This is a genomic window from Streptomyces lushanensis (assembly GCF_001700515.1).
Taxonomy (GTDB): domain Bacteria; phylum Actinomycetota; class Actinomycetes; order Streptomycetales; family Streptomycetaceae; genus Streptomyces; species Streptomyces lushanensis.
Genome location: NZ_MAUD01000485.1, coordinates 1 through 2,410, shown reverse-complemented (window position 1 = coordinate 2,410; position 2,410 = coordinate 1). Strand labels below are relative to the sequence as shown.

Below are 2,410 nucleotides of genomic sequence, written 5' to 3'. Positions count from 1 at the left end.
TGTAGCCCACGAACCAGGCCGCGTAGCGGAAGTCCGTCGTTCCGGTCTTGCCCGCGCTCGGCCGGCTGCCGAGGCCCGCCTGCTGTCCCGTACCGTCCTCCACCACGCCCTTGAGCAGCGTGTTGATGGTGTCGGCGGTGGTCTCGGACATCGCCCGTTCGCACTTCGACTTCGGCACCGGCATCGGCTTCTTGTTCGGGCCGACGATCGACTCGATCGCGATCGGGGTGCAGTACGTACCCCGGCTGGCGAAGGTGGCGTACGCCGAGGCCATCGTCAGCGGCGACACCTCCTGCGTGCCCAGGGTGATCGACGGAACCTGCTGGATCTTCTTCCCGTCGGCCCGCTTCACCCCCATCTTCGCGGCCAGCTCGGTCACCGGGCAGACACCGATCTCGCTGATGAGCTGCACGTAGTACGTGTTGACCGACTTGGCGGTCGCTTCCTTCATCGAGTACGGCCCGACCTCGGCCTCGTTCTCGTTCTCGACCGGCACGTCCTGGTCCGTCCACGGGCCGTCGCAGGTCTGCACCGGGGTCGGGTACGTCATCTCGTACGGAGAAGGGAAGCTCTGCGTCGCCGGGATGCCCCGCTCCAGCGCCGCCGCCGCGACGATCGGCTTGAAGGTCGAGCCCGGCTGATAGCCCGCGCCGCCGCCCATCTTCTGGTCGACGGACAGATTGATCTGGGTCTCGTTCTTCCCGAAGCCGTACGGCCTCGACTGGCCCATCGCCAGGATCTTGCCCGTCCCCGGCTCGACGATGCTCAGCGCCGTCGCGACCGGGTCGCTCTGGAAGACATGGTCCTTGATCGACTCCTGCGCCGAGTTCTGCGCCTGCGGATCCAGGGTCGTACGGACCGTCAGCCCGCCCTGGTTCCAGACCTTGGCGCGCTCCTCGCGGTCCTTGCCGAATACGGGATCGTTGAGGAAGACCGAGCGTACGTAGTCACAGAAGAAGCCCGCGCCGCTGACCGCCGTGATGCAGCCGTTCTTGGGCCGGCTCACATTGAGCTTGATCGGCGTGGCCTTGGCGCGGTCCGCCTCCGCCTGCGAGATGTCGCGGACGTCGGCCATCCGCTGGAGCACGGTGTTGCGCCGCTTGGTGGCCTCCTCCTCGTCGTTGACGGGGTCGTAACGGCTCGGCGACTGGACGATGCCCGCGAGCATCGCCGCCTCCTCCACCTTCAGGTCCTTGGCGGGCTTGGAGAAGTAGCGCTGGGCGGCGGCCTCGATGCCGTACGCCTGCTGCCCGAAGAAGGTGATGTTCAGATAGTTCTCCAGGATCTTCTTCTTGCCCAGCTCCTCCTCGACCTGGATCGCGTACTTCAGCTCCTGGATCTTGCGGCCCAGGGTCTGCTGGGTGGCCGCGGCGACCTTCTCCGGATCGTCGCCGGCCTCCTCCACGAATACGTTCTTCACATACTGCTGGGTCAGCGTCGAGGCACCCTGGGCGACGCCGCCCGACTGGGCGTTGCGGTTGAGTGCCCGCAGCACGCCCTTGAGGTCGACGGCCCCGTGCTCGTAGAAGCGCGAGTCCTCGATCGCGACGATCGCCTTCTGCATGTACGGGGAGATGTCCTTGAGCGGTACGACCGTGCGGTCGCGGGAGTAGACCGTGGCGATACGGCCGCCCTTCGAGTCCAGGATCGTGGTGCGCTGGCTCAGCGGCGGCGTCTTAAGGTTGGCGGGGATCTCGTCGAATCCCTCGACCGTTCCCTTGGCCGCGAGCCCCAGCGCGCCGACGGCCGGCAGGGCGATTCCCGCCAGCACCGCTCCCGCGAGCACGCTGACACCGAGGAACTTGGCGGCCTGCTGGGTCCCGGTCAGACCCCCGCCCGAGCGCTTTTTTGGCATGGGGGCAGCCTACGTTCTCATTCGCCGGACACGCGTCAAGGCTCTGGCCTAAGCTGTTCTCAACTGTCACAGCCACGCGGTTGCGCATCAAGCCCCGGACATGAACTTCCTGTGAACCCCGAAGCGCGGGAAGCGCTGTCCGATACGCCCCCATCTGCTCGCTGATGCCCGTAGTGACTCAAGTGAAATGCCCGACTGTGTCGGATAGGTCGGCTATGCCCCCGGGTCACTCCCCTGGGTGATCTGCCGCGTACGCATAGTCCGTTCGGACCATTCAAGATTGGGCCCGAAGGGGGTGTTGCGCTGTGCCCGCCTTCCGTAACGTCCTCAACTGGCAACGGTGAATATGCCGCTGCCGCCGTGGGGGAGCCTCAATTCGGGAGAGGACGGCGCCAGCATGGGCTGGGTAACCGACTGGAGTGCGCAGGCAGCTTGCCGCACTACCGATCCAGATGAACTGTTTGTGCAGGGTGCGGCGCAGAACAGGGCCAAGGCGGTGTGCACCGGATGCCCGGTGCGTACGGAATGCCTGGCCGACGCGCTGGACAACCGCGT

General features: G+C 66.3%; 1 protein-coding gene and 1 pseudogene. One reads left to right on the top strand and one right to left on the bottom strand.

The window, feature by feature from the left end; all coding sequences use genetic code 11:
* Positions 1-1,855 (bottom strand): transglycosylase domain-containing protein (locus tag BFF77_RS30175; RefSeq protein ID WP_066956332.1); only part of this gene is annotated, 1,855 nt, incomplete at its 3' end.
* A 397-nt stretch (positions 1,856-2,252) separates the two neighbouring features.
* Between BFF77_RS30175 and wblA the strand changes: the two are divergent.
* A pseudogene (wblA, locus tag BFF77_RS36360) lies at positions 2,253-2,410 on the top strand (transcriptional regulator WblA); the annotation flags it as partial.